Below are 26,099 nucleotides of genomic sequence, written 5' to 3'. Positions count from 1 at the left end.
GTGGACGTTTCGTCAAAAATGACCCGGTTTCAACACCACTCAACGACAAAGGAAGAATAATGGAACATACCCTGCCACCGCTGCCATATGCCATCGACGCCCTGGCGCCAGCCATTTCGCAAGAGACCCTGGAATACCACTACGGTAAACACCACCAGACGTATGTCACCAACCTGAACAACCTGATCAAAGGTACCGAGTTCGAAAACCTGTCGCTGGAAGAAATCGTCAAGAAATCGTCGGGCGGCATCTTCAACAACTCGGCGCAGATCTGGAACCACACCTTCTTCTGGAACAGCCTGACCCCGAACGGCAAAGGCGCACCGGAAGGCGCGCTGGCTGACGCCATCAACGCCAAATGGGGTTCGTTCGACAAATTCAAGGAAGAGTTCACCAAATCGGCCGTCGGCAACTTCGGTTCGAGCTGGACCTGGCTGGTGAAAAAAGCCGACGGTTCGCTGGACATCGTCAACACCTCCAACGCCGCCACCCCGCTGACCACCGACGCCAAAGCGCTGATCACCATCGACCTGTGGGAACACGCCTACTACATCGACTACCGCAACGTACGTCCAAAGTTCATCGAGACCTTCTTCAAGCTCGCCAACTGGGACTTCGCTGCCGCCAACTTCGCCTGAGCGACACCGGCAGCCTAAGCAAGAAAGCCCGCCTCCGCGCGGGCTTTTTTTTCACCCCAACTCCGGAGTTTTTCAAGCGGGATCGCTGATGCTGTGGGTGCCGGTTTCCAGCCGGCCGGCGTAGCGGCGCTGGAAGTCGGTGCTGATGATGCTGATGTCGTACCAGTGCTGCTGGGGCGCGGTGTCGATTCGCCATAGGTGGCTGGCGCCCGGCGCTAGTGCCAGCATTTGCGGCGCATCGGTGCGGTAGGCGTTGTGCCGTAGTTCGACTGTGCACGGCGCGCTGCCGTTGTTGCGCAGGTCTACCCAGGCCAGCGCGCCACGGCTGTCCATCGATGCGCTCAGGTCTGCGGTTACGCTGCCTTGCAGATGGCGGTGGAAGCCATTCGGACCGAGTATCCACAGGTCGTAACGGCCGCCGTCCAGCGGCGCTGGCAGCCACAGATCGTCCAGCGCTTTGCCGGCTTCCACCGTGTAGCGGCGCGGCCGGTGCCCCAGATGCAGCTGGTCGTAGACGTGGAATACGGCGCCGACACCGCCCTCGTTGCGGAACTGGAGCGTCAGCGCGGCGGGATTGCCGGTGACCTCGGCCCTCACCTGCAGCTGATATGGCAACGCGCGCGATGGCCGCACGCCGGCGGCCTGGCGCGGCAATTGCTGCCTGGCCGCCGACGGCACTTCGATGCCGCCCAGTTGCCGCTGCTCGGCGCGCACGGTGTCGGCCCATTCCTTGCTGCGGTTCTGCGGCGCCGGTGGACGCGCATCCGGCGCGGCGAAGTCGAAGCAGCTGGTCAGGTCACCGCAGACGGCACGCCGCCACGCGCTGATGCCGGTATCGCGCACGCCGAAGCGCTGCTCCAGGAAGCGCAGCACCGAGGTGTGGTCGAATACCTGTGAATTGACCCAGCCGCCTTTACTCCACGGCGAGATCACCAGCATCGGCACGCGCGGACCGAGGCCGTAGTTGCGGCCATCGCTGTGACACTCGTCCCCAAACGCCACGGTGGATTTGCCGAACTGCGTGCCGTCGCGATTGCGCCATGGCGGCGCCGGCGGCGGCATGTGGTCGAAGAAGGCGTCGTTTTCGTCGTACATCTGCAGGAATACGGTTTTACTCCACACTTCGGGATTGGCGGTCAGCGCCTCCAGCACTTGCTGGGTGTACCAGCCGCCCTGCACCGGCGTCGAGGGTTCCGGATGTTCGGAGTATTGCGTCGGTGAGACGATCCACGATACCTGCGGCAGCCGGCCAGCCAATACGTCATCCTTCAGCCCTTGCAGCGAGGCGCCCTGCAGCGGCGAACTGAGCCCCTTCTCCAGCAGCACGCCGGCGCCAGCTTCGTACTGTTCGCGGAACTGGCGGAACAGCACCAGCGGATTGCAGTCGTAGTTATCGGCCATGTCCTGATACACCTTCCAGCTGACGCCGGCCTGCTCCAGCCGCTCGGCGTAGGTGGTCCAGGTGAAGCCGTCGGCCGATGGCCCCATGCCGTCCTTGGTGTTGTCGATGGCGGGCCCGCCGCATGCGGCCGCCGGGTCGTTGGTGCCGGTGAACAGGAACAGCCGGTTGGGATTGGTGCCGCCCTGCAGCGAGCAGTGATACGCGTCGCACAGGGTGAAGGCTTCGGCCAGCGCGAACTGGAACGGCAGCTCTTCGCGGCCGTAGTAGGCCATCGAGGCGTCGGTTTTATATTTGGGCCAGAAGCCCATGCGGCCGCCGTCCCAGGCCGCGTGCGCGTCCGGCCAGGTATGCGGCAGATCGAGCCGGCACTGCGCATTGCCGGCCTGCTGATCGAGCCGATACGGCAGCACCACGCGGCGGCCATTGTGCTGCTGCCAGACGTTGCGTCCATCCTGGAGCGGAATCGGGAAGCGGTCGCCAAAACCGCGCACGCCGTTCAGGGTGCCGAAGTAGTGGTCGAACGAGCGATTCTCCTGCATCAGAATCACCACGTGCTGCACGTCCTGAATACTGCCGCTGACACTGTGCGCCGGCACCGCCAGCGCCTGTTGAATCACCGCCGGCAGCGCGCCATACAATCCGCCCGCCACCGCCTTGCGAAGAAAACTCCGTCTGCCCGATTTCACGTCCACGTCCCCTTTTACGTCGGAATATTAACGTTATCCAGAATTCACGTGACAAGCAAGTACTAGCTGAGCCACCGCCCGTTTGCGCTGCGACAAAGCCGGGATGACGTGCTACGATAAGTTCGTGGGATGGAGGACATCATGAAAAAGCTACCCGCACACGAAACGCCACCTATCCTTGGCAAACCACCCAAAGGGCTGGTGTTTGAGCGACGCCCGCTGCACGCACACGAAATCGATGTCGAGCTACATCGCAAGCTAGCCGAAACGCGCGCCTTCAAGGAAACAACGGAGGAAGACTTCAAGCGCATACTGGCAGAGCTCGATAATGAGCTGGGCAAAATTTGATCTGGAAAGCGATGGCCGCTTTCTCGCCTCAGCCAGAGATCTCGGAACGGCGCCGGCAAAGCGCATTGTCTCTACACTGCGGCAGATGAGTGGCTACGTTTCCTGGGCGGAGATGATCAGGGACTGCGTGCTGGCGCGCGTAACCAAACTCCTGTGAAGTTGTAGCTGGCCGACTATAATCGTTCAGCCCCCACACATGGAGATTCTTGATGACTTACCTCGCGTCCCCGCACCGTTATGATGAGATGCAGTACCGCACCTGCGGTCGCAGCGGCTTGAAGCTGCCGGCCATGTCGCTCGGCCTGTGGCATAACTTTGGCGATACCAATACCCTCGCCTCGCAGCGCGAGATGCTGCGCACCGCTTTCGATCTCGGCATCACCCACTTCGATCTGGCCAACAATTACGGCCCGCCCTACGGTTCCGCCGAAACCAATTTCGGCCACCACTTCAAGCAAGACTTCAAGCCTTACCGCGATGAGCTGATCATCTCCACCAAGGCCGGCTGGGATATGTGGCCCGGCCCTTACGGTCAGGGCGGCGGCTCGCGCAAGTATGTGCTGGCCAGCCTCGATCAGTCGCTGCAACGCATGGGCCTCGATTACGTCGATATCTTTTACTCGCACCGCTTCGATCCGGATACGCCGCTGGAAGAAACCATGGGCGCGCTGGCGCACGCGGTCCAGCAAGGCAAGGCGCTGTACGTCGGCGTGTCGTCGTATTCGGCCGAGAAGACCGCGCAGGCGGCACGTCTGCTGAAGGAGTGGAAGGTGCCATGCCTGATCCATCAGCCGTCCTACAATATGCTGAACCGCTGGATCGAAACCGAAGGGCTGCTCGATACGCTGGGTCACGAGGGCATCGGCTGCATCACATTCACCGCGTTGGCGCAGGGCATCCTCAGCGACAAATACCTGAACGGTGTGCCGGACGACGCGCGCGTCAACCGTCCCGGCGGCGGCTCGCTGCTGGCGTCGCACCTGAGCGAGGAAAACCTGCAGCGCGTGCGTGGCCTGAACGCGATCGCCCAGAGCCGTGGCCAGACGCTGGCCCAGATGGCGCTGGCCTGGGTGCTGCGCGACCAGCGCATCACGTCGACCTTGATCGGCGCCAGCAACGCCGCGCAAATCCGCGAGAACGTCGCCGCGCTGAAAAACCTCAGCTTCAGCGCCGAGGAACTGGCCGCGATCGACCAGCTGGCGCAGGAAGGCGCGATCAATCTGTGGGCCGGGTCCTCGTCGCACAGATAATGGATCGCTTCAACGCCATGCGCATCTTCACCCGCATCGTCGAGCTGGAAAGCTTCAGCAAGGCGGCGGAGGATTTGCAGATTCCGGCCGCCACCGCCACCTACACCATCAAGCAGCTGGAGGCGCGCCTCGGCGTGCGCCTGCTGCAGCGGACCACACGTCACGTCAGCCCGACGCTGGATGGGCAGGCCTACTACCAGCGCTGCGTGCGCATCCTGGCGGATGTGGAGGAGACCGAGGCTGGCTTCGGCAACAGTGGCGTGGCGCCGCGCGGCAAGCTGCGGGTGGATTTGCAGGGCACCCTGTCGCGCCATTACGTGCTGCCGCGATTGCAGGAGTTCTTCGCCCGCTATCCGGACATCGAGCTGGAGATCGGCATGAGCGACCGTCTGGTCGACCTGGTGCGCGAGGGCGTGGACTGCGTGCTGCGCGTGGGCGAGCTGCGCGACTCCAGCATGGTGGCACGGCGCGTCGCCACGCTGCAGCAGGTCACCTGCGCCAGCGCCGCCTATTTCGAGCGCCATGGCACGCCGCATACGCTGGAGGATTTGCGCGCGCAAGGCCACCGCGCGGTGAATTTTTATTCGGCCAGCAGCGGCAAGATGTTCCCGTTTGATTTCATCGTCGATGGCGAGCAGCGCAGCGTCGTGCTGCCCGGCAGCGTGTCGGTCAGCACCGCCGAGGCTTATGCGGCCTGCTGCGCCAGCGACCTCGGTCTGGTACAACTGCCGCGCTATCACGTCGAAACGCAGCTGCGCAGCGGCGAGTTCCGCGAAGTGCTGGCGCAATGGCGCCCGCATGCGATGCCGGTATCGGTGCTATATCCGCACGCGCGCCAGCTGTCGCCGCGCGTGCGCGTGTTTGTCGACTGGCTCAGCGACGTGATGAGCGTCGCAAACTAATCAACTGTTGCGCGACCAGTCGCGGCGCTCTTCGCGCACCGGCTGCGGCGGCACTTCGCGCGTCGCCGTATCGTTCGGCAGCACGTCCTTGAATTCGCCATCCACCACCGGGATGGTTTCGACGTGGTCGTAGCCGATGTCCAATTCCAGATTTTCGCGCGCCACGCTGGCGCGTTCGCCGGTGCCTGCCGCATCGGTATCGCTATCCAGTTCGCTATCCGGCTCGCCGATGACATCGCTGCCGCTGTCGGAGTTGTCGCTCGGCCCCAGCGCGCGCGTGCCATGGCCGCGCCCCAAGGTGCGGTCGGCGCCGGCCGGGAGGTTGTCCGGGTCCAGAGTGCTGTCAGCCATGATGTCCTCCTTGTTAAAAATTCATTAAAACACCGCGTCAGCACCACGTCAGTGCGCCAATTCGCATAAGACTATTGTGCCCATAGGAATTTTTTACTTTACAAATGTATTATTCATCCCTATAGTTAAGACATCAAACAAGGAGAGAATCATGAGCACAACTACCAAACAACTGCTGGCCGCCGCCGCTACCGTCGCTTTTGCCATCGCCGCCACCGCCACCACCGTGACCAACGCCTTCGCGCAGACCACCACTCCGGCCGTGACCACTGCCACCGCCGCCGCCCAGAACACCGTGGCCACCAGCGCGCTGTCGACCGCCAAGGTGGAACAGCCTAAAGGCAAAACCCGCGCCGAAGTGCAGGCCGAATTCCTGGAAGCCCGCAAAAACGGCACCCTGTTGGAAACCGAGGCTGACTTCGACGTCGCCCAGACCCGCAAACACGTGGTTCAACACTAAGTCGTAAGCAATGAAGGGTTCGTTCCGCCATCTGCTGCTGCCCGCCGCGTGCGCCTTGGCGCTGCTGGCCGGTTGTGCCGACATGGGCAAGGTCAAGCCGCAAGCCACGCAGCTGAAGGCGGCCGACCTGAATGCCGGCGGCGCGATCACCGCCGCCAGCGCCAACATCGCCTGGCCGGACGCGCAATGGTGGGCCGCGCTGCATGACGAGCAACTGAACCAGCTGGTGGCCGCCGCATTGAGCGACAGCCCGACCCTGCACGCGGCACTGGCGCGGGTGCGCCAGGCCGAGGCGCTGGCCGGCGTCAGCAAGGCCGCCACCGGACCGCGTGTGGACGCCGCGGCCAGCAGCACGCGCCAGTTGTACGCGGCGCACAGTACGATCCCCGCACCGCTCGCAGGGAACTACGCGTGGATGAACAATGCCGCGCTATCCGGTTCCTACGATCTGGACCTGTGGGGTCGCAATCGCGATGCGCTGGCGGCAGCGCTGGACGAGGTGCACCTGGCCGCCGCCGAATCGCAAATGGCGCGGCTGACGCTGGAAACCTCCATCGTCCGCACCTACATCCAGCTGTCGCTGGAGTACACGCTGCAGGACAGCGTGACCGACAATCTGGCGCAACGCCAGCGCATCCTGGAGATCACGCGCCGCCGCAAGGCGGCCGGTCTGGCCAGCGATATTGAAGTAATCAGCATCGAAACAACGCTGCCGGCCGGACGACGCGAGCATGAACAGCATGGCGAAGCCATTGCGCTGCTGCGCAACCAGTTGGCGGCACTGATCGGCAAGGGACCGGGCGATGGCGACACCATCGTCCGGCCAACGCTGACCCTGAGCACGGCCCACGACCGCGTGCCGGCCGACCTGCCGGCCGAACTGGTGGGCCGCCGGCCCGACATCGTGGCGCAGCGCTGGCGCGTGGAAGCGGCCGGCGCGCGCATCGACGCGGCCAAAAAGGACTTCTACCCGAACATCAACCTGAGCGCGTTCATCGGCCAGCAGTCGCTGGGCTTTGGCCACTTCCTGGAAAGCGGTTCGCAGACGCGCGGCATCGCGCCGGCCATCAGCCTGCCGATTTTCGACGGCGGCCGCCTGCGCAGCCAGCTCGGTAACCAGACCGCGATTTACGACATCGCGGTGGAGCAGTACAACGCCACCGTGATCCAGGCGCTGTCCGACGTCGCCGGCGCGCTGGTGAAAATCGACTCGGTGAAGCAGCAGGACCAGCTGGCGCAGCGCGCGCTGACATCGGCGCGGCGCCAGCAGCAACTGGCGGAAAAAGCCTACGCGTCCGGTCTGACCGACTCGCTGAACGTGATCAACGCACAACTGACCTTGTTGAATGAACAGCAGCAGATGGCGCAAGTGGCAAGCAAACAACTGGATAACTTCGCCTTGTTGATGTCTGCGTTGGGTGGGGGCATAAAACTGGATTTAGATTGATACATAAATAGTACAATCGAGTCCTTTCGAAAAAATATTAGAGGAGTGGCAATGAGTAGTTTTGAAGCGACTAGAAAGCGCCTTAAAAATATCCATGGCCGAATACCGGAGTTTCCTGAGGATGCCATGCGTCTGGTGCGCATGACTTACCACATCCAGAAGCGGATGAAGGATTTGAGCAACGCCGCCTTGCGGCAGCATGACCTGGTCGACGCCAGCTACATGGTATTGGCGGTGCTGTACGGTTCGGACAATGAGACCTCGACCGCGTCCACGCTGGGCGAGGCTTGCATGGAAAAACCGGCCAACCTGACGCGGGTCTGCAATGACCTGGAGTCGCAAGGCTTGATCACACGCGGCAATCGCCCTGGCGACCGTCGTTGCGTGATGATTTCGCTGACCGACGCCGGTCGCGCATTGGCCGAGAAGGTGCTGCCGGAAGTATGGAACAAGACCACGCGGGCCTATGACGGCTACAGCGCGGAAGAAGTAAAGCTGTTGGAATCGCTGCTGAAACGGCAGCTGGATAATTTAGAAGCCATAACCTAGAACCCTACCCATGAACGCTACTCCCGCCGCCCCGCCCTCCCCGGACCACAGCGCGGCGCGGAGAGCCTTCAACTGGCTGCGCAACGAAACCCGCGCCTGGGCCGGCACCGAAGGCGAACGTTTCATCTTTGTCGCCAAGTGCATGCTGGCCTCGTTCTCCGCACTGTGGCTGGCGTTCCGCCTCGGTCTCGACGCTCCCTACACCGCGCTGGCCACCACCATTATCCTGGCCATGCCCAGCAGCGGCATGGTGCTGGAAAAGGCATTCCACCGTTTTCTCGGCACGCTGATCGGCTGTTCGGCAGCGCTGGCGCTGGTGGCGCTGTTCCCGCAGACGCCGACCGTGCTGTTTCTCGGCCTGGCGCTGTGGGTGGCGCTGTGTACCGGCGGCGCCGCCATGCACCGCAACCAGCAGTCCTACAGCTTTGTGCTGGCCGGCTATACGGCGGTGATGATCGCGGTGCCGGCGGTGGACGCGCCGGCCAGCGTGTTCACGCTGGCGGTCACCCGCGTGACCGAGGTCGGGCTGGGCATCATCTGTTCGGCGGTGGTACACGATGTGATCTTCCCACGCCGTCACTCGCGCGCGGTGATGCGCACCGTGCAGGCGCGCTACGCCGGCTTCATCGACTTTTGTCGCGGCGTGCTGGAACATCGCATCACGCCGGAAGCGGCCGAGTTAAATCACCTGAAGTTCGCGGCCGATATCGCCGCGCTGGAGTCAGGCCGCGCCGCCGCTTTCTTTGAGGCCGGCCATTCGCGTACGCAGACGCGCCAGTTGCACGCCTTCAACGCCGCCTTCATGACGGCGCTGACCACTTTCTACACGCTGCATCGCCTGAGCCACCGCCTGCGCGCCGCAGGGAGCGGCCCGGTGCTGGATCTGGTCGAGCCGATGTACGCGCACATGGCACGCACGCTGGGTGAAGACCTGACGGCGGCACGCTTGGCGCAAATGCGCACCACGCTAGCCGACGACATCACCGCCGCGCGCGCGCAGCTGGCGGCCGCGCCGGCGCTGGAACGCGCGCAGCAGATCGACTTCGACACGGCGGTGGAGCTGCTGGAGCGCTACGCCAGCAACCTGGCCGATTTCGCCGCGCTGTATCACGGCCTGGCGCAGCAGAAGCGCCAGCAGGTCAGCGATCCCGGCGCCTATTCGCCGAAGACGCCGCCGGCCATCATCGCCGCCAGTGGCTTCCGCGCCGCCGTCACGTTGCTGGTCACGGCCGGCATGTGGTACTGGCTGGCGTGGCCGGCCACCGTCAACGCCATTCTGATGGCGACCATTTTCTGCGCGCTGGCGTCGTCGTCGCCGCGTCCCACCGCCATGGTGCAGGGCGTGCTGCTGGGCTTTATGGCCGGCATGCCGCTGGCCTTCGCCACCGAATTCCTGCTGGTGGCCAAAGCCGACAGCTTCTACCCGATGGTGCTGGCGGCGCTGCCGCTGTTTGCCTTTGCCGCCTACCTGATCGCCAGTCCGCGCTGGGCCGGCACCGGTGTCGGCATGGGCATGTTCTCGGCCACGCTGGTGGTGCCGTCCAATATGATGCGTTACGACGTCGAGTCCTTCATCGGCAGCGAACTGTCGCTGACCATGGGCGTGGTGGTGGCCTGGCTGATGTTCAAGGTGGTGCTGCCCGAGCATACGATGGGCCATCGCGGCCACGTCGCCGCCGCGCTGTGGCGCGAAGCGCAGCAGGCGTGCGACGCGCGCCTGTATCGTTTGAAGCGCCGCTTCGACAACCGCGTGCGCGATCTGCTAAGTCAACTGAACGCCGCCGCTGGTCCGGCGCCCAACGCCGAAACCCGCGCCGTGGTGCGCCAAGGTCTGACGCTGCTGGAACTGGGCCACGCCGTGATCGAGCTGCGTCAGTTGATCGCGGCCTCGCACGCGGGCGAAGCGCGCGCCAGCCTGGAAACCGTGCTGCGCCTGCTGGCCGCCTACCTGCACGCGCCATCGCGCGCGGCCGGCGAAGAAGTGCTGCAAGCCGTGCTCGATGCCGGCACGGCGGTGCGCGCCGCCCTGCCCGACGTACTGCACGAAACTCAGGCCGAGCGCCGCGCGCGCCTGCACACGGCGTTGACCGATCTGCATTCCATCTACACGTCCTTGCTGGACCAGCTATCAGGAGAATTCCATGCCGCGTGAAATCGACTTTTTTGGCGTGCTGCTGCCCGGCGTGCTGCCGGTGTTTCTGCTTAGCGGCGTACTGCAACTGGTGCTGGACGCGGTGCTGAGCCACGTCGGTGCCTATCGCGGCAGCTGGCACCCGGCGCTGGTGCGGCTATGCATGTTCGTCTGCATTTTCAGCGCCCTGCTGGTCACCCTGTACAAATAACTTTTCTGTGAGAGCCTTCTGTGAGCGCATCTAAAATTTTCCGATTCTGTCTGACCATGCTGTTGCTGGCGGCGGCCCTGTGGATGGGCCGCTCGGCCTGGGACCACTACATGGAATCGGCCTGGACCCGCGACGGCCGCGTCAAGGCCGACGTCATCACCATCAGCGCCGACGTCGCCGGCACCGTGACCGAAGTGCTGGTACACGACAATCAGCTGGTGCAGAAAGGCGATGTGCTGTTCGTGGTCGACAAGGCGCGCTATGAAAACGCGCTGACGCAGTCGAAGGCGATGCTGGCCTCGCAGCAGGTGGAAAAAGGCCGCCGCGCGCAGGAAGCCAAGCGCCGCGCCGGACTGGATAGCTCGATCGTCTCGGCCGAAAGCAAGGAGACGGCGGAAGCGGCGGTCGGCACCGCGTCGGCACAGTACCAGGCCGCCATGGCAGCGCGCGAGCTGGCGGAGCTGAATCTGGAACGCACCGTGGTGCGCGCCCCGGTCACCGGCTATGTCACCAACCTGAATGTGCATGCCGGCGATTTCGCCGCCGTGGGTGCCGCCAAGCTGGCGCTGATCGATGCCAATTCCTTCTATGTGGTCGGCTACTTCGAAGAGACCAAGCTGCCGCTGCTGAAACTGAACGACAAGGTGGAAGTGCACATGATGAGCGGCGCGGCGCAACTGCAGGGCCACATCGAAAGCATCGCGCGCGGCATCACCGACCGCGATGCAAGCCTGGGCCGCGAGCTGCTGGCCGACGTCAACCCAACCTTCAACTGGGTGCGCCTGGCACAGCGCGTGCCGGTGCGCATCCACATCGATCAAAAGCCGGACAACCTGGAGCTGGTGGCCGGCACGACCTGCACGGTGGTGATTCATGGATAGCGAACTGATTAAACTCTTCCTCGAAGCGGCGCAACTGGGCAGCTTCTCGGCCGCCGGCCGCAAACAAGGACTGTCGCCAGCGGCGGCCAGCGCCAGCATCCAGCGGTTGGAAAACTCGCTGCAGGTCAAACTGTTTGAACGCACCACGCGCCAGCTGCGCCTGACCGAGGAAGGCAAGCTGTATCGCCACTTCAGCGAGCAGGCGATGGCGCTGATGGCGGAGGCGGAAGCCAGTCTGCAGGCCGGCACCGACAGCGTGCATGGGCTGGTGCGGATCTCGGCGCCATCCGACCTTGGCCGCAATGTGCTGCTGCCGATGCTGGAAGAATTCCGCGCCCGCCATCCCGACATCCAGTACACGCTGACCTTGAGCGGCAACGCCTCCAACATGGTTCAGGACGATCCGGATCTGGTGCTGCGCTATGGCCTGCTGTCCGATAGCGACATGGTGGCGCGCGTGCTGGCACCGAGTCGGCGCGTGGTGTGCGCGGCGCCGTCGCTGATCGCCAAAACCGGCGGCCCGGCCACACCGGAAGATCTGGCCAACCTGCCGACGCTGGTGCTGGTGACGGCGCGCGGCGCGCTGCAGGAATGGCGCTACTGCACCAACGACGAGGCGGACGAACGCCGCTCGGTGCGGGTGCGTAACGGCCAGCATAGCAACGATGGCGAGATCCTGCGCAAATGGGCGCTCGCCGGCCAGGGCTATGCCTACAAATCGATTCTGGACATTTCGGATGACTTGCGCTGCGGCCGACTGGCCACGGTGCTGGACGAGTACTTCACCGATAGTGAACCACTGACTTTGCTTTACCACCGCGACCGCTACCAGCCGCCGCGGGTCGCGCTGCTGATCCAGTACCTGCAGCAGCGCTTCGCAGAGCTAGCGTAAAACGCTAGCGCGCGCCAGCGGCGTCTATCAGCGCGCCGCTGACGTAGGAGGACTGGGGGCCGAGCAGCCACAAAATGGTCTCGGCAATCTCCTCCGGCTGTCCGCCGCGCCCAAGAGGCACGGTGGACGCCAACTTGTCGACCCGATCCGGATCGCCGCCGCTGGCGTGGATTTCGGTATAAATAATCCCCGGCCGCACGCAGTTCACGCGTATCCCTTCCGGCCCAACTTCCTTCGACAAACCCAGTGTCATCACATCGACCGCGCCCTTCGAGGCCGCGTAGTCGATATACACATTGCCGCCGCCATGACGCGACGCGCCCGACGACACGTTGACGATGCCGCCGCCCTGCCCGCCGCGCGCGGTGGACATGCGCTTGATGGCCTCGCGGCTGCACAGGAAATAGCTGAGGATATTGGTGTTGAACACGCGCTGCAGACGCTCGGCCGACATATCGGCCAGCTTGCCCTGCTGTTCCAGCACCCCGACGTTGTTGACCAGCGCCGTCAGCGGACCCAGTTCTTCGTCGATGGTGGCGAACAGGCGCAGCACGTCGGCCTCGATGCCGACATCGGCCTGCACGGCAATGGCCTCGCCGCCTTCGGCCTGAATCTGCGCACGCAGGCGCTCGGCCGCGACGGCGTTGCTGTGATAGTTGATACAGACGGCGTAACCGCGCCGGCTGGCCAGCAGCGCGGTGGCGGCGCCGATGCCGCGGCTACTGCCGGTGACCAGCAGCACCTGCTTCATTTTTCCGGACTCAGATTCGACATCGCGTAGGTGATGTGCTGCCACCAATGTTCACGCGAGTGCACGGTGCGCAGGCACTTCCGGTCCACTTCAGTCTTGAACACCGCATCCACGCACTGCTTGGTCAGCAGCGCATTGCGCTGGTTTTCGGCATTCACCAGCGCCACGCCCATCCACAGGATGAGGCCAAAGAAGACGATAACAAGGCTCCACGCCACATGGTTAATGTAGCTCCATTCAAACAGGGTCTCCAGCGCCGGCGAAGATTCCTTATAAATCTTCATCACCTGGGCTTCGGCCTCCTCCCGCTCGTTACGTGGAAATTTCATCTTCTTACCCATCCTTCCTTGATTACTTCTTGCCGGCGCGTTCCTGCAGCGACTTCGCTACCAGGCTGTCCACCACCGCAAACATGGCGGTGTGGGCGGCGGCCGGCGACGTCAGGCCATGGCCCGCGACTGCTGGCGAGGTGGTGTAGTGACCATCGATCACCAGGGCAGGCACGCTATCCAGTTTATACTGATTTGCGATCTGCTGGCCGCGTTTCAACTTGGTCTGGACGCCGAACGAATTGAAGGCTTCCAGGTACTTGGCCTTGTCGACGCCGTTCTTGACCACGAAGTCCAGCAAGGCCTGGTCGGTGTTCAGGCGATTGCGATCGACGTGGATGGCGTGGAAGATCTTTTCATGCATGCCGTTGCCCAGCGCGTTCATCGATTCCAGCGTGTAGAAGGCTTTGGCCTGGGCGTCGTCGCCCATGTGCATGCGTTTGAAGACGATCTTGTCGCCGTTCTTTTTAACCCAGTCGGCCAACGCCGGGTCCAGCGCGTTGCAGTGCGGGCAATGGTACATAAAGAATTCCAGGACTTCGACTTTCTTGCCGGTGTCCGGGCGCGGGCCGGTGACGGTGTTGAAGTCCACGCCGTCCTTGAAGTCGGCGGCGGAGGCGCCAGCGGCGGCGGCCATAAAGGCGACGGTGGCAATCAGGGGGCGCAGGAGGCTGAACAGACGCATAACTATCCTTCGAGGTAAAAGTGTGAGAGCGAACGCGGGGAGATTACCACTTTTTACCTGGTTCGGCTCAAGTATTAAGCCAGCTTTAAGGACGGTGCCGGCGCGCGCTTTCCAGTTTTTCGCACAGCACGGCGATGCCATCGGCGATGCGCGGCGTGGCGCGCACCAGCAGTTCGCTGTCCAGCATGAACAGATTGTCACGCTGGACCGCCAGTAAGCTCTTGTAGGGCCGCCAGATGTTGATGCCGCCCTCGCCGTCGTGCCGTTCGCCGCCAATGATGGCTTCTGGATTTTCCTGCAACACGGCTTCGGTGCTGACCGAGGGTGCGGTCACCTTCAAGCCGGCGAACACATTGCGGCCGCCGCAGACGCGTAGCGCGTCACTGACGATATGCTCGCCGTTCAGCGTGTACAGCGGCTTTTCCCAGATCTGGTAGAACACCCGCACCGGCGCGCGCTGGGCGTAGCCGGCGCTCAGGCTGGCGATCTTCTGGCGGTAGTCGCGCGCGGCGGATTGGGCGGCGGCGTCGGTGCCGAGCAGTTGACCGAGGCGGGTCAGGCTGGTGGCGATGTCGTCCAGCTTTTTCGGCTCGCTGTAGAAAATCGGGATGCCCAGGCTTTTCAGCTGCGCCAGTTGGCGCTCGGTGTTCCCGGTCTGCCAGACCACCAGCAGATCGGGCTTGAGCGCCAGCAGGCGTTCCATGTCGATCTGGGCGTCGCTGCCGATCACCGGCAGGCGCTTGGCGGCTTCCGGATAGTCGCTGTAGTTCATCACGCCGGCCACCCGTGCGCCGCCACCGGCCGCGAACAGCAGCTCGGTGATGTGCGGCGCGGTCGACACCACGCGCTGCGCCGGCGCCGCCAGCGTGACGCGATTGCCGGCATCATCCTGCACCGTGATCGCCGCGTGGGCGGCACCCTGCCCGGCCGCGCCGGCCAGCGCCAGCAGCGTCACCGCAAGCTTGCGCGTGGCACGCATCAGAAGTCGTAGCGCGCCGAGAGTTTCAGCTGACGGCCATCAGCGGGATAAATCCCTGCCTTGCAGCTGAAGGCTTGCGAGTAGTAGTGCTTGTCCGCCAGGTTCTGGCCCGACAGCGCCCACTCCCATTGGCCGAACTTGCGGGCATAGCGCGCGTCCAGCGTGGTGAAGGATGGCATCTCGCCCGAGCAGGTGTTGGTGAAGTCCGAGCCGTAGCGCTGCTTGTCCACCCACTGCGCGCCGAAGTCGGCGCTCTGGCCGCTGGCCGGAATCCAGCTGATGCGCGCGGTCAGTGTGTTCTTCGGCACCAGCACCATCTCCTTGCCGTCATTGACGCCGTCGCGGAACTTGGCCTGCACATGCTGATAGTGCGCGTTGACGCTCCACGCCGCGTTGATGCGCTGCTCGGCATCGATCTCCACGCCCTGGCGGCGGGTCGGGTCCAAATTGGTGTTGGCGCCGCCGAACGGCAGCGTCGGATCGAAGAAAATCTCGTTGGTCAGATTGTGGCGGAACAGGCGCGCGGTGATTTTCTGCGCGGCGTTGGCCCAGCTGGCGCCCAGCTCCGTGTCATGCGACACCTGCGGCACCAGCGGCTGGTTGAACACCAGCGTGTACGAGCTTTCATCGGCGTTGGCCACACGGTAGCTCTGTCCCAGCTTGCCGAACACCGTCAGCTGCGGCACTGGCATATAGCTGGCCTGCAGTTCCCACGCGTTCAAGCCCTGCACCACGTTGTAGGCGGCGAAGCCGAGCGGATTCGAGTAATCCTGATCGAAGATCTCGCGCCGCACGCCGGCCGAAACGCGGCCCTCATGCGCGGCGTCGAAACGCAGCTCGTCGCGCAGATACAGCGCTTTGGATTTCTGGTTGGCGTCGGCGTTGGAATACGCGACACCAGCGAAGGACGCATCGGTGGTGCGCTCCCACTTGATGAAGTCGATGCCGGCCACCAGCTCATTCACCATGCCGTGAATCGCGCCCAGCTTGCGCACGCGCGGCGAGAACTGCAACTGCTTGCTGTCGTAAGTGGCGGGCGACGCCAGGCCGCCGTAGTAATAAGTCGCTTCCACCGTCTTCTTGCGGTAGGACAGATCGGCCGCCAGGTCGTGGCCAAACAGGCGGTATTGGCCGAACACCGTCAGACGGTCGGTATCGACCGAACCGTTATCGTCCGGCGTCAGCGTCTGGCGCGGATTGGCGAGGAACTGCTCCTCGCTCAGCGAACCGGCGAAGCGCATGTCCTGACGCGCGCCCTCGTAGCGGAAGCCGATGCGGTCGAACTGATTGGCGTACCACTGCGCGCCGCCGCTGAACTGGGTTTGCTTGAACTTGTTGTTGTCGCGGTAGTTGTCGGTGCGCTGGCTATCCAGCGTGGCATCGGCCGCAAAGCCCTCCCACGCCTGCGCGCCGGACACGCGCAACTCGCCGGCGTTGAACTGGCCACCCTCGACAAACACACTGGCGCGGCGCGCGCCGGCCTGCGGACGCTTGGTCACGATGTTGATCACGCCACCGGTGGCGCCATCACCGTACAGCACACTGGCGCCGCCTCGCAGGATCTCGATGTGATCCACGGTCTCGATCGGAATCGTCGACAGGATCGCGTTGCTCAACTCATTTTCCGACAAGCGCACGCCATCGACCACGATCACCACATTCTGGCTGCTGTTGGTGCCGAAGCCGCGCAGATCGAGACCGAAGTCCGGGCTGCCGTCCAGGCTTTGACGGCCGTAGACACCGCCGATCTTGCGGATCGCCGCGTTGACGTCATTGACGCCAGCACGACGGATCTCGTCGGCGCTGATGATGGTGGCGCCGATGGGCGCCAGCGACGGTTCGGCGTCGAAGCGCGCGCCGGTGACGACCACGGAGGTCAAGGCCTGGCCGGGCAGCGCGGCGACATCTTCAGCCAAGGCGGCGACAGGAGCGGCAAAGCACAGGGAAACGGCGGCGGCCAGCAGGCGCGGGCGGGAAATGGAGGCAGTCATGGTTATCGTTCTTTTCAAGAAGACATCCGCCCTGCGTCCCCGCAGATCGGAAGCGTACGGAAGCTGCTTGCAGCTTCCCCCTGGTCTGGCCGGTATCCGGGCTGGTTACGGTTGCGGGGGCAGCACACTGGGGTTACGTGTTTCCCTGGCGCCAGACCCGCGCATTATACGCCTGACAAGGGGCGCAGTCAGATCATTCACATTTTCGATATGATCCATCTATATTTACCCCATTGATTGCGCAGGAGTGAGTGCATATAGTGAAGGTAGAAAGGAACTCTCACCATGAAGCTACCTACCTATTTCCTGTCGCACGGCGGCGGCCCGTGGCCGTTCATGATGGACCAGGTCGGCCACTTGTACGGCAAGCTGGACGCCTCGCTGCGCGACATCCCGCGCCAGCTCGGCGTCACGCCGAAAGCCGTGCTGGTGATCACCGCGCACTGGGAAGGCCGCGATTTCACGCTATCGGCATCGGCCAAGCCGCCGATGATTTACGACTACGGCGGCTTCCCGCCGCACACCTACGAGGTGCAGTATCCGGCGCCCGGTTCGCCCGAGCTGGCGGCGCAGGTGCAGCAGTTACTGGAAGCCGGCGGTCATCGCGCCGTGCTGGATACGCAACGCGGCTTTGACCATGGCACCTTCAGCGCGATGTATCCGGTCTATCCGAAGGCTGATGTGCCGATCGTGCAGCTGTCGCTCAAGTATGGGCTGGACCCGCAAACCCACCTGGAAGTCGGCCGCCTGCTGGCGCCGTTGCGCGAGCAAGGCGTGCTGATCATCGGCAGCGGGCTGAGTTTCCACAATCTGCGCGCCTTCAACGCGGCCGGCGCGGCGGCATCGCACGCGTTTGACGACTGGCTGCGCGCGACCATGGCACTGCCGACGGAACAGCGCAGCGCACAGCTGAAACAGTGGGAATCCGCACCGGCGGCACGCATGGCGCATCCGCGCGAAGAGCATCTGCTGCCGTTGATGGTGGTCACCGGCGCGGCGGAAGACGAAGCGGCCAGCGTGCCGTATCACGAAGACGCCTTCATGGGCGGCCTCGCCGTCACCAGCTTCCGCCTCGGCTAATCAGGTACCGCGTTTGCCGTTGGCGGCGGCGCGGGCTTTTTCTTCGGCGATGGCGGCTTTTTCGGCGGCTTTTTGCGCCATTTCTTCGGCGTGCTGTGCCAGCCGTACGCCGCGCGTTTCCGGCGTTTCCAGCGAGATGCGGCCTAATACGCCGCTGCGGTAGTCGCCCAGGAAGGTGTGCGCGGCTTTTTCGTAATCGAGGTCGCCGCCCTTCTGGCGGAAGCCGCGCTTGATGCCGACGCCTTCGACCACGCCGATCGCGTCCATCTTTTCAAGCTCTTTGAAGCCGTAACGGGCCACCAGCAGTTCCGGGTAGTGCACCAGCAGTTCGCCGGCCAGGAATTCGGCCACTTCTTCTTCGATCAGCGCGTTGGAGCCGATGGCGTGGCTGGCGGCCAGCATCAGGCCATCGCTCGGCAGCGCGATCTTCGGCCACAGCATGCCGGGGGTGTCGACCAGGACGGTGTTTTTGTCGAGGTAGAGTTTTTGCTGCTGCTTGGTCACGGCCGGTTCGTCGCCCACTTTGGCGACGCGCTTTTTCAGCAAGGCGTTCATCAAGGTCGATTTACCGACGTTGGGGATGCCCATGATCATGATGCGCAGAGGTTTGGTCGGTACGCCACGGTGCGGCGCCAGTTGCTTGGCCAGCTCCGGGATGCGCGCCACGTCGGCCGGCTTCTTGGTGGTCATGGCGTAGGCGGTCACGCCTTCCTGGGCGTTGTAGTAGGCGCTCCAGGCGGCGGTGGCGGCGGGATCGGCCAGGTCGATCTTGTTCAGGATCTTCAGGCACGGTCGCTGACGGAACTTGCGCAGCTCTTCCACCATCGGGTTGGTGCTGGCTTCGGGCAGGCGCGCGTCGACCACTTCGATCACCAGATCGGTGTTCTCCATCTGTTCCGCCGCCTTCTTCTTGGCGGCGTTCATATGCCCTGGGTACCATTGTATCGACATGCTGTGACCTTCAAAATCGTTCTGACAACCCGCTATTTTACCTGCTAACCCGGACGGGATTCGTTTATCATGACTCGCTTTACCCCATTGATTAATCAAACAACAACTCCGGAGTGCTGAAGATGAGCATAGCTGCACCGTCCAACCCGAAGGAAATCACCCTTCGCGGGATTATTCTGGGCATTCTGATTACGCTGGTATTCACTGCGGCGCAGGTCTATCTGGGCCTGAAGGTCGGTCTGACCTTCGCCACCTCGATCCCGGCCGCGGTGATCTCGATGGCGCTGCTGAGCGCTTTCAAGGATGCCACCATCCAGGAAAATAACATCGTCCAGACCATTGCCTCGGCAGCGGGCACGCTGGCCTCGGTGATTTTCGTGCTGCCCGGCCTGCTGATGATCGGCTGGTGGGCGCACGTGCCGTTCTGGCCGACCTTCGGCGCCTGCGCCGTCGGCGGCGTGCTGGGCGTGATGTACACGGTGCCGCTGCGGCGCGCGCTGGTGTCGCAGTCCGACCTGCCCTATCCGGAAGGGGTGGCGGCGGCCGAGGTGCTGAAGGTGGGCATGGCGTCGCGCGCCGGCGCGGCCGAAGGTAAAGCCGGTCTACGCGCGGTGATCTGGGGCAGTGTGACCTCGGCGCTGTTTGCCGCCGCCGCCGCCGCCAAGCTGCTGGCCGCCGAAGTGTCGATCTACTTCCGCACCGGCGCTGGCGCCACCGGCATCGGTGCTTCAAGCTCGCTGGCACTGGTCGGCGCTGGTCACCTGATGGGCATCACGGTCGGCGTGGCGATGGGCGTGGGTACGCTGATCGCCTGGGGCGTGCTGGTGCCGCTGATGAGCAGCCTGACCCCGGCCGCCGCCGGTGTCGACGCCGCCGGCCACGCGCTCGGCATCTGGAAGAACGAGGTGCGCATGATGGGCGCCGGTGTGATCGGCATCGCCGCCATCATCACGCTGGCCGGCCTGGCCAAGCCGATTCTGGGTGGCCTGAAGTCGGCCATGGAAACCGCGCGCAAGGCCAAGCTGGATGGCGCGGTGCTGGACCGCACCGAGATGGATATGCCGATCTTCATCGTCGGCCTGGTGACGCTGCTGTCGCTGGTGCCGGCCGGCTGGCTGCTGGCCAGCTTCCTGCAAGGCGGCCCGCTGGCGTCGCTGTCGGTGCCGCTGGTGGCGGTCGGCGTGGCCTACATTCTGATCGCCGGCATCTTTGCGGCGGCGGTGTGCGGCTATATGGCCGGCCTGATTGGCTCGTCGAATTCGCCGGTGTCCGGCATCGCGATTCTGACCATTCTGGGCGCCGCGCTCAGCGTCGGCATGGTCGGTCGCTCGGTGATGGGCCCGGAAGTGGCGCAGGCGCTGATCGCTTACGCGCTGTTCGTCACCACCGTGGTGCTGGCGGTGGCGGTGATCGGTAACGATAATCTGCAGGATTTGAAGACCGGTCAGCTGGTCAACGCTACCCCATGGAAGCAGCAGGTTGGCCTGCTGATCGGCGTCGCCGCCGGTTCCTGCGTGGTGCCGCCGGTGCTGGAGCTGCTGAATCACGCCAACGGTTTCGAGGGCGCGCCGAATATGGATTCGATCTCGGACCAGCCGCTGGCGGCGCCGCAGGCGCTGCTGATTTCGACGCTGGCCAAAGGCGTCATCGGCGGTAATCTGAACTGGAATCTGCTGGGCTACGGGGTGCTGATCGGCCTGGCGCTGGTGCTGATTAACTTCGCGCTGAAGAAATCCAGCGATGGCAAATACAGCCTGCCGCCGCTGGGCGTCGGTCTGGCGATTTATCTGCCAAGCGCGGTGATCACGCCGGTGGTGATCGGCGCCGTCACCGGCTGGCTGTTCGAACGCGCGGTCGAGAAAAAGGCTGGCGGCGAGTCGGCCAAGCGCATTGGCGTGCTGGTGATGTCGGGCTTCATCGTCGGCGAGAGTCTGTTCAACGTCGCGCTGGCCGGGCTGATTGTGTTGTCCGGCAAAGGCGAGCCGCTGGCGATCGCCAACAGCATGAGCGAAGGCACCACCATGACCATCGCGCTGATCGTCGGCATCGCCATCGTCTGGGGTCTGTACCGCTGGTCGGCCCGCAACGGCCAGGCGGTGCACGGCCAGTAGTCAACGGCAGCGCCTCGGGCGCATAGACAATTCCCCACGGTTGCATTTAAGATTATCAAAAAATGCAACCTTAAGGATATCTGTGCGCCGTTTCCATCTTCCCCTGCTGCTGGCCGCGCTGTGCCAGCAGGCTGTCGCGGCCGAGCTGCCGCCGGCCGAGAGTTTCTTCCGTTCCCCCGCCATCAGCATGGTCCATCTGTCGCCCAAGGGCGGCGCGGTGGCGCTGGTGATGCAAGAGCCGGACGGCCGCCAAACGCTGGTGGTGCGCGACAGCGCCACGCCGGCGCAAGGCCACGTGGTCACCACCGCCAGCAAGGAAGAGCCGATCATCGCGGTGCACTGGATTAACGAGCAGCGCATCGGCCTCACGGTGAAGAACCGCCAGTTCGAGTTCGAGAGTAATTACGATGAATTCGCGGTCGATCGCAACGGCGAGCATTTCACCCATCTGATCGCCGGCAGCTTGGGCCACGAGCAGGAAAAGCTGGGCCAGATCGTCAAGAACAAAACGCTGACCTCCGACTATCTGTACTACGCGGCCACGCACGACGGTTCGGACGATATCCTGGTGGCGCAGCTGGTGTGGAACCATGTCGATCCGGCGCCGCAGCACAATCGCCTGTACCGGCTCAACACCCGCACCCGCGAGCTGCGGCCGGCGGTCGAGGGCACACAACCGGCCTCCAGCTCGCACTGGGTGATGGATGGCAGCGACACGCCGCGCATCGTCACCTCGCTGGTGCAGGGCCACTGCATGACACATTACCGCCAGCCGGGCAGCGACAGCTGGACTGAAATCGCCAACACGCCGTGCCCCGGCGCCACGCGCTGGCAACCGCTGTTCTTCGATGGCGCCGATACGCTGTATGTGCGCGCCAGCTATCAGGGCTACGAGGCGCTGTTCCGCTACAACCTGCAAACGCGAACGCTGGACAAGGAGCCGGTGCTGGCCATTCCCGGCTTCGATTTCGACGGCCACGCGGAACTCGACTGGGAGACCAAGCGGTTGGCCGGCGTGCATCTGCAGGCCGACGCCGGCACCACCGTGTGGTTCGATCCGGCCATGCAGGCGGCGCAGGCCAAGATCAACGCCGCCCTGCCCGGCGCCATCAACCAGGTGCATTGCGCGCAGGGCTGCGCCAGCACGCCGGTGCTGCTGGTGGAATCGGGCTCGGACCGCAAGCCGACCAGCTATCTGCTGTACAACCGCGCCAGCGGCACGCTGGTCAGCCTGGGCAACGCCCATCCGGACATCGATCCCAAGCAAATGGGCCTGCGCGACTTCCACCGCTACGCGGCGCGCGACGGCCGCCAGATTCCGGTCTATGTGACCACGCCACCCGGCAAGGCCAGCGGGCCACGGCCGGCGGTGGTGCTGGTGCACGGCGGCCCGTATCTGCGCGGCGGCTACTGGAACTGGAACGCCGAGGCGCAATTCCTGGCCTCGCGCGGCTATCTGGTGATCGAGCCGGATTTCCGTGGCAGCGCCGGTTATGGCTACGATCACTATCACGCCGGCTGGAAGCAATGGGGACTGGCGATGCAGGACGATCTGGCCGATGCCGCGCAGTGGGCGATCAAGCAGGGCTGGGCCGATCCCAAGCGCGTCGGCATCATGGGCGCCAGCTATGGCGGCTATGCCACGCTGATGGGCTTGATCGAGCAGCCGACGCTGTTCCGCGCCGGCGTCGAGTGGGCCGGCGTCACCGACATCGGCCTGATGTTCACGGTGGCGCGCTCCGACGCCAATCGCGAAAACCGCAACTACAGCATGCGCACCTTGATCGGCGATCCAGAGCAGGACGCGGCGCAGCTGGCGCGCACCTCGCCGCTGCAGCGCGCGGCCGAATTGAAGCAGCCCTTGCTGATGGCGCACGGCGGTCAGGACCGGCGCGTGCCGATCGAACACGCCTCGCGCTTCCGCGACGCGGCCCAGCGCGGCAACCGCAACGTCACCTATCTGGTCTATCCGGACGAGCGGCACGGCTGGAGCCACGATGACACCAATATCGACTTCTGGCGCCAGGTGGACACCTTCCTCGACCGCAATCTGAAGTCGGCCGAGTGAGAGGCGGCGCCGGGCTTACAGCTCGGCCAGCGCCTTGACGTGGGCCACCACGCTGCGGCCCAGCGCGGACAGGTTGTAGCCGCCTTCCAGGCAGCTGACGATGCGGCCCTGGGCGTACTGGCGCGCCACGGCCATCATCTGTTCGGTGATCCACGCGTAGTCGGCTTCGACCAGGCCCATGCCGCCGATGTCGTCCTCGCGGTGGGCGTCGAAGCCGGCCGAGATGAAGATCATCTCCGGCTTGAAGGCGTGCAGCGCCGGCAGCCATTGTTCGGTGACGATCTGGCGCACCACGTCGCCCTTGGTGTGGGCCGGCACCGGCACGTTGACCAGATGGTCGCTGATCGGCTGCGGCTCGGTGTAGGGATACAGCGGGTGCTGGTAAAAGCTGACCATCAGCGCGCGCGGTTCGTCGAGGAAGGCTTCTTCGGTGCCGTTGCCGTGGTGGACGTCGAAGTCGACGATGGCCACCCGCGCCAGCCCGCGCACGTCCAGCGCGTGCTTGGCGGCGATGGCGACGTTGTTGAACAGGCAGAAGCCCATCGGCTCCACCGGCCGCGCGTGGTGGCCGGGTGGGCGTACCGCGCAAAAGGCGTTGGCGATGTCGCCGTCGATGACGGCGTCGGTGGCGGCGACGGCGGCGCCGGCGGCGCGTTGGGCCGCGCGCCAGCTCCAGGCGTTGAGCGAGGTGTCGCCGTCGATCGGGTAAGTGTCGCCCTCGTCCGGCACGTTGTCGCGCACGATGGCGATGGCGTTGGCGCTGTGGTTGCGTTGCAGGTCGGTCAGCGCCACCAGCGGCGCTTCGCGGTGTTCCAGCAAATCGCTGATGTGGGAGCCGATCAGCTGGTCGGCGATCGCCTGCAGGCGCGCGGGGGATTCGGGATGCCAATCGCCCATGTCGTGACGCTGGCAATCGGGATGGCTGTAAATGGCTGTGCTCATGCTTGGTTGTCTCTGCTTTTTTTTGCTGCGGCTGGCGCGTTCTCGCATAGAATCGCTGCTTAGGCGCTAATCTATCATACCTACATGTACAGAAACTTACACGCGGTGGCCAGGCAGGTGGGCGAGATCATCGTCGGCAAGGACTTGCAGATCCGGCAGGCGCTGACCTGCATGCTGGCGGGCGGTCATTTGCTGGTGGAGGATGTGCCGGGCGTGGGCAAGACCACGCTGGCGCATGCGCTGGCGATTTCGCTGGGCTTGCGCTTCAACCGCATCCAGTTCACCAGCGATTTGCTGCCGGCCGATGTCAACGGCATTTCAATTTATGAGCGCGAGCGGAATGGCTTTGTGTTCCATCCGGGGCCGATTTTCACCCAGGTGCTGCTGGCCGACGAGATCAACCGCGCCACGCCGAAGACGCAATCGGGCTTGCTGGAAGCGATGGAGGAGCGGCAAGTTAGCGCCGATGGTGTGACGCGCGCCCTGCCCGAGCCTTTCTTTGTGATTGCGACCCAGAATCCCACCCATCAGATCGGCACCTTCCCGCTGCCGGAGTCGCAGCTGGACCGTTTTCTGATGTGTCTTTCATTGGGCTATCCGGACGCGGCGGCCGAGCGCGCGCTGCTGCTGGGCGAGGACCGGCGCGTGCTGCTGAAGTCGCTGCCGGCGGCGATGTCGCCGACCGAGCTGGCGCAGGCGCAGCAGGGACTGCGGCAAATTCACGCCTCGGCGGCGCTGATCGATTATGTGCAGGCGCTGGCGGCGGCCTCGCGTCAGAACGGGATGTTTGCCGAGGGGCTGAGTCCGCGCGCGGCACTGGCGCTGTTGCAGGCGGCGCGCGCCTGGGCCGCGCTGGAGGGGCGCGATCATGTGTTGCCGGAGGATGTGCAGGCGGTGCTGGTGCCGGTCTGCGCGCACCGGTTGCGGCCGCTGAAGTCGGCGCACGGGGTGGCGCTGGCCAGCCGTGATCTGGTGTTGCAGTTGCAAGAGTCGGTGCCGGTCTGACACGTCATGGTGGCCGCGTTACAAGCGCTGTACCGCCGGGGCCGCGACAAGTGGCTGTTTCAGTTGCGCGATAGCGAGCCGGGCACGGTGACGCTGGGCATGCGCCGGGTGTTCATTCTGCCGACCAAGGCCGGGCTGGCGTTTGCGGTGCTGTTGCTGGTGATGCTGATTGGCGCCATCAACTACAGTCTGGGGCTGGGCTTTGCGCTGACCTTTTTTGCCGGCGCCTGCGCGGTGGCCGATATGTATCTGACCGCACGTAATCTGGCCTTGCTGCAGCTGGCGCCGGGCCGGGCGCCGCCGGTGTTTGCCGGTGAGCAGGCGCAGTTTGCGCTACAGTTGGTCAATCCGACGCGGCAGGACCGCTATGCGCTGTGGCTGGGCTTTCAGGCGGATGGCGAGCCGCGCCAGGTAGTGGATGTGGCGGCGGGCGCGGTCGCCACGCTGCAGTTGTCGGCGCCGGCGCCGCAGCGCGGCTGGCTGGCGGCGCCACGGGTGCGGCTGGTGACGCGTTTTCCGCTGGGGCTGTTCCGGGCCTGGAGTTACTGGCGGCCGGATGCGCGGGTGCTAGTGTATCCGGCACCGGAATCGCCGCCGGCGCCGCTGCCGTCGTCGGGCGCGGCCAGCGAGGATGGGCATGGCACGGTGGGGCTGGATAATTTTGCCGGCATCCGCAGTTATCAGGCCGGCGATCCGATGCGGCATCTGGCGTGGCGGCAGATCGCGCGCGTTGATCCGGCGTTGGGCGGGCAGTTGGTGACCAAGCATTTCGAGGGCGGCGCGGTGGCCGAGCTGGCGCTGGATTTCGCCGCGCTGCCGGTGGCGATGGCGCTGGAGCTCAAACTGTCGCGGCTGACGGGCTGGGTGCTGGAGGCCGAGCAGCGCGCGCTGCCCTATCGCTTTCAGCTGGGCCAGCATGACTACGGGCCGGCGCTGGGCGACGCTCATCGCAGCGCCTGCCTGCGCGCGCTGGCGCTGTTTGGCCAGGAGCAGCCATGAGCGACACGCCCCGCCCGCCGGCATCCGAGGCGCCCCACGCCGACGCGCGCGCGGGAGGCG

General features: G+C 64.5%; 25 protein-coding genes and 1 riboswitch. Of the genes, 16 read left to right on the top strand and 9 right to left on the bottom strand.

The features are described 5' to 3' along the window. Positions 1-59 precede the first annotated feature (59 nt). Positions 60-638 (top strand): superoxide dismutase [Fe], encoded by a 579-nt coding sequence (gene sodB / locus GJ699_RS23605; protein WP_154380957.1) that lies wholly within the window; start codon positions 60-62, stop codon positions 636-638. Between the two features lie 72 nt (positions 639-710). On the opposite strand, the gene GJ699_RS23600 is transcribed toward sodB, so the two are convergent. Continuing rightward, complete coding sequence (locus GJ699_RS23600; protein ID WP_371867649.1) at positions 711-2,732, bottom strand: phosphocholine-specific phospholipase C; 2,022 nt, start codon at positions 2,730-2,732, stop codon at positions 711-713. Positions 2,733-2,867: 135 nt separating this feature from the next. Here GJ699_RS23600 and GJ699_RS23595 point away from each other — a divergent pair, with 135 nt between their 5' ends. From GJ699_RS23595 to GJ699_RS23585, 3 genes are all read left to right on the top strand, one after another. After that, positions 2,868-3,074, top strand: a complete 207-nt coding sequence (locus tag GJ699_RS23595) for a hypothetical protein (protein ID WP_154380955.1) — start codon at positions 2,868-2,870, stop codon at positions 3,072-3,074. Between the two features lie 209 nt (positions 3,075-3,283). Beyond that, the gene (mgrA, locus tag GJ699_RS23590; RefSeq protein WP_154380953.1) at positions 3,284-4,324 is read left to right on the top strand and encodes an L-glyceraldehyde 3-phosphate reductase; all 1,041 of its coding nucleotides are present in this window, start codon (positions 3,284-3,286) and stop codon (positions 4,322-4,324) included. Continuing rightward, entirely contained in the window at positions 4,324-5,226 is a 903-nt protein-coding gene (locus GJ699_RS23585) for a LysR family transcriptional regulator (protein WP_154380951.1), read from the top strand. The genes mgrA and GJ699_RS23585 overlap by 1 nt, the downstream gene beginning before the upstream one ends. On the opposite strand, the gene GJ699_RS23580 is transcribed toward GJ699_RS23585, so the two are convergent. Then, positions 5,227-5,577 carry a hypothetical protein gene (locus GJ699_RS23580; protein WP_229262266.1) on the bottom strand — a complete coding sequence of 117 codons (351 nt, stop codon included), beginning with the start codon at positions 5,575-5,577 and terminating at the stop codon, positions 5,227-5,229. 151 nt (positions 5,578-5,728) lie between these two features. On the opposite strand from GJ699_RS23580, the gene GJ699_RS23575 reads away from it, so the two are divergent. From GJ699_RS23575 to GJ699_RS23545, 7 genes are read left to right on the top strand one after another with little or no spacing between them, the layout of a single operon-like run. After that, entirely contained in the window at positions 5,729-6,037 is a 309-nt protein-coding gene (locus GJ699_RS23575) for a DUF4148 domain-containing protein (protein WP_154380949.1), read from the top strand. A gap of 10 nt (positions 6,038-6,047) precedes the next feature. Then, positions 6,048-7,484, top strand: coding sequence for an efflux transporter outer membrane subunit (locus tag GJ699_RS23570; RefSeq protein ID WP_154380947.1), 1,437 nt, complete (start codon positions 6,048-6,050; stop codon positions 7,482-7,484). A 51-nt stretch (positions 7,485-7,535) separates the two neighbouring features. Then, positions 7,536-8,033 (top strand): MarR family winged helix-turn-helix transcriptional regulator, encoded by a 498-nt coding sequence (locus GJ699_RS23565; protein ID WP_154380945.1) that lies wholly within the window; start codon positions 7,536-7,538, stop codon positions 8,031-8,033. Positions 8,034-8,043: 10 nt separating this feature from the next. Further along, a complete protein-coding gene (locus tag GJ699_RS23560; RefSeq protein ID WP_154380943.1) occupies positions 8,044-10,185 on the top strand; it encodes an FUSC family protein in 2,142 nt (713 codons plus the stop codon). Continuing rightward, positions 10,175-10,375, top strand: coding sequence for a DUF1656 domain-containing protein (locus GJ699_RS23555; RefSeq protein ID WP_154380941.1), 201 nt, complete (start codon positions 10,175-10,177; stop codon positions 10,373-10,375). The genes GJ699_RS23560 and GJ699_RS23555 overlap by 11 nt, the downstream gene beginning before the upstream one ends. 20 nt (positions 10,376-10,395) lie before the next feature. After that, positions 10,396-11,256: an efflux RND transporter periplasmic adaptor subunit gene (locus tag GJ699_RS23550; RefSeq protein WP_371867648.1), complete on the top strand. Its 861-nt coding sequence runs from the start codon at positions 10,396-10,398 to the stop codon at positions 11,254-11,256. Further along, positions 11,249-12,148 (top strand): LysR family transcriptional regulator, encoded by a 900-nt coding sequence (locus GJ699_RS23545; protein ID WP_154380939.1) that lies wholly within the window; start codon positions 11,249-11,251, stop codon positions 12,146-12,148. Before GJ699_RS23550 ends, GJ699_RS23545 begins: the two co-directional genes overlap by 8 nt. 4 nt (positions 12,149-12,152) lie before the next feature. On the opposite strand, the gene GJ699_RS23540 is transcribed toward GJ699_RS23545, so the two are convergent. From GJ699_RS23540 to GJ699_RS23520, 5 genes are all read right to left on the bottom strand, one after another. Next, on the bottom strand, positions 12,153-12,899 hold the full coding sequence (locus GJ699_RS23540) for an SDR family oxidoreductase (RefSeq protein ID WP_154380937.1): 747 nt from the start codon (positions 12,897-12,899) through the stop codon (positions 12,153-12,155). After that, entirely contained in the window at positions 12,896-13,228 is a 333-nt protein-coding gene (locus GJ699_RS23535; protein WP_154380935.1) for a hypothetical protein, read from the bottom strand. Before GJ699_RS23535 ends, GJ699_RS23540 begins: the two co-directional genes overlap by 4 nt. A 22-nt stretch (positions 13,229-13,250) precedes the next feature. Next, on the bottom strand, positions 13,251-13,913 hold the full coding sequence (locus tag GJ699_RS23530) for a thiol:disulfide interchange protein DsbA/DsbL (RefSeq protein ID WP_154380933.1): 663 nt from the start codon (positions 13,911-13,913) through the stop codon (positions 13,251-13,253). Between the two features lie 85 nt (positions 13,914-13,998). Beyond that, complete coding sequence (locus tag GJ699_RS23525) at positions 13,999-14,892, bottom strand: cobalamin-binding protein (RefSeq protein WP_154380931.1); 894 nt, start codon at positions 14,890-14,892, stop codon at positions 13,999-14,001. Next, positions 14,892-16,883 carry a TonB-dependent receptor gene (locus tag GJ699_RS23520; protein WP_154380930.1) on the bottom strand — a complete coding sequence of 664 codons (1,992 nt, stop codon included), beginning with the start codon at positions 16,881-16,883 and terminating at the stop codon, positions 14,892-14,894. Before GJ699_RS23520 ends, GJ699_RS23525 begins: the two co-directional genes overlap by 1 nt. Before the next feature lie 70 nt (positions 16,884-16,953). Beyond that, positions 16,954-17,054: riboswitch (cobalamin riboswitch) on the bottom strand. A gap of 114 nt (positions 17,055-17,168) precedes the next feature. Between GJ699_RS23520 and GJ699_RS23515 the strand changes: the two genes are divergently transcribed. After that, the gene (locus tag GJ699_RS23515; RefSeq protein ID WP_154380928.1) at positions 17,169-17,963 is read left to right on the top strand and encodes a DODA-type extradiol aromatic ring-opening family dioxygenase; all 795 of its coding nucleotides are present in this window, start codon (positions 17,169-17,171) and stop codon (positions 17,961-17,963) included. Here GJ699_RS23515 and ylqF read toward each other — a convergent pair whose 3' ends face one another. Beyond that, complete coding sequence (gene ylqF, locus GJ699_RS23510; protein WP_229262279.1) at positions 17,964-18,887, bottom strand: ribosome biogenesis GTPase YlqF; 924 nt, start codon at positions 18,885-18,887, stop codon at positions 17,964-17,966. It lies immediately after the preceding gene. A gap of 149 nt (positions 18,888-19,036) precedes the next feature. Here ylqF and GJ699_RS23505 point away from each other — a divergent pair, with 149 nt between their 5' ends. Together GJ699_RS23505 and GJ699_RS23500 are read left to right on the top strand one after the other, a co-directional pair. Then, positions 19,037-21,025 (top strand): OPT family oligopeptide transporter, encoded by a 1,989-nt coding sequence (locus GJ699_RS23505; RefSeq protein WP_154380924.1) that lies wholly within the window; start codon positions 19,037-19,039, stop codon positions 21,023-21,025. A gap of 82 nt (positions 21,026-21,107) precedes the next feature. Beyond that, positions 21,108-23,093: an alpha/beta hydrolase family protein gene (locus GJ699_RS23500; protein WP_371867647.1), complete on the top strand. Its 1,986-nt coding sequence runs from the start codon at positions 21,108-21,110 to the stop codon at positions 23,091-23,093. A gap of 15 nt (positions 23,094-23,108) precedes the next feature. Here the strand turns inward: GJ699_RS23500 and GJ699_RS23495 are convergent, their stop codons facing one another. After that, a complete protein-coding gene (locus tag GJ699_RS23495) occupies positions 23,109-24,035 on the bottom strand; it encodes a histone deacetylase family protein (RefSeq protein WP_154380922.1) in 927 nt (308 codons plus the stop codon). Positions 24,036-24,119: 84 nt separating this feature from the next. Here GJ699_RS23495 and GJ699_RS23490 point away from each other — a divergent pair, with 84 nt between their 5' ends. Beyond that, positions 24,120-25,040 (top strand): AAA family ATPase, encoded by a 921-nt coding sequence (locus tag GJ699_RS23490; protein WP_154380920.1) that lies wholly within the window; start codon positions 24,120-24,122, stop codon positions 25,038-25,040. A 6-nt stretch (positions 25,041-25,046) separates the two neighbouring features. Beyond that, positions 25,047-26,039, top strand: a complete 993-nt coding sequence (locus tag GJ699_RS23485) for a DUF58 domain-containing protein (RefSeq protein WP_154380918.1) — start codon at positions 25,047-25,049, stop codon at positions 26,037-26,039. The last annotated feature ends 60 nt before the right edge of the window (positions 26,040-26,099 follow it).

This window comes from Duganella guangzhouensis (genome assembly GCF_009674535.1).
GTDB classification, from domain to species: Bacteria; Pseudomonadota; Gammaproteobacteria; order Burkholderiales; family Burkholderiaceae_D; genus Rugamonas; species Rugamonas guangzhouensis.
The sequence above is the reverse complement of the archived record's forward strand: the minus strand, read 5'-3'. Positions and strand labels throughout refer to the sequence as shown.